General features: G+C 54.5%; 1 protein-coding gene. It reads right to left on the bottom strand.

Features of this window, described 5'->3' with window-relative positions; all coding sequences use genetic code 11:
• A partial coding sequence (locus tag AC1DWI_RS24225) for an MBL fold metallo-hydrolase (RefSeq protein ID WP_477726050.1) occupies positions 1–908 on the bottom strand: 908 nt, incomplete at its 3' end.
• Positions 909–1058: the final 150 nt, after the last annotated feature.

Raw genomic sequence — 1058 nt, 5'->3', positions numbered from 1 at the left:
ATATGCGTACCGTCTCTGTTGGCCACGCCGGCAGTCACGAGTTCGTTGCCCAATTGCTCAATCCACGCGCGGGCAGGGATGTCCGCGAAAAATTTGGCTTTGATCTGCATGAAATAAGGCGTTGCCAGGGCCCATTTTGCAAAGTCATCGAAATCCTGGCGTTGAATTTCGAGTAATTTGAATTTCRGCAGAACCTTAGCAGCATGGTGCGCATGCCTGGGCGGATTGCTTACAAATGAATTCAACCGCTGACGTGCTAGCGTTAGCACCTCGGAGGTATAGGCAAAGACACGGCCGTGCCCGGGAATGACGATTTTGGGGTTCAATTGCTCAATCAAATCCAGAGTCGCGGCGACCTCAGTGAATGCATCGGCACCTTCCAGCTCGGGAAACACCACGCCGAAGCCGTTCTCCCACAAAGCATCGGCAGAAAGAAGCACACGACTTTGGGGTTCAAAGAAAATCAGCGAGTGCGGGTCATGCCCAGGTGCCGCATGAATCTGCCACATCTCGGACCCGAACCGCATGGACCCACCCGGCTTCATCGCATCAGTGAAGGTGAACCGTGGGCACAGCTGACCGGTCGGAAAATAAGTCAGCGCCACGGGATCCCAGTCGGCTACTTGTTGTGCATGGCCAGGAGGAATAAGGGTATGCAAATCGGGATAACGCGCCTGCAAGGCAGCATTGCCGCCGCAGTGATCGCTGTGCAGGTGCGTGTTGACGAGAATATCGAGAGGACGGAACCCGAGGACGGACTCGATCAACGACAGCGTTTGCGGCGCGTGCGTGCAATAACCACTGTCAACCAGCAAGGTTTTTCCACCGCCGGTGAAAAGAATATTGTTTGCAGAGAGCCAGCCGCGCTCAAAAACCTGCATTCCTGCGGGTAAATCAGGCTTGGCCATCAGAAGCTAGCAAACCCTGCAGCGCTTCAGGCCGCCGTTCGCAGTTCACGCCTGAGGATTTTTCCAACGTTGGTTTTGGGCAAGTCATCGCGAAATTCAATGTATTTGGGGCGTTTGTACCCAGTAAGGTGCTGTTTGCAATAGGCGCTC

It is taken from the genome of Polaromonas sp. P3_C2, assembly GCF_056402675.1.
The sequence above is the reverse complement of the archived record's forward strand: the minus strand, read 5'-3'. Positions and strand labels throughout refer to the sequence as shown.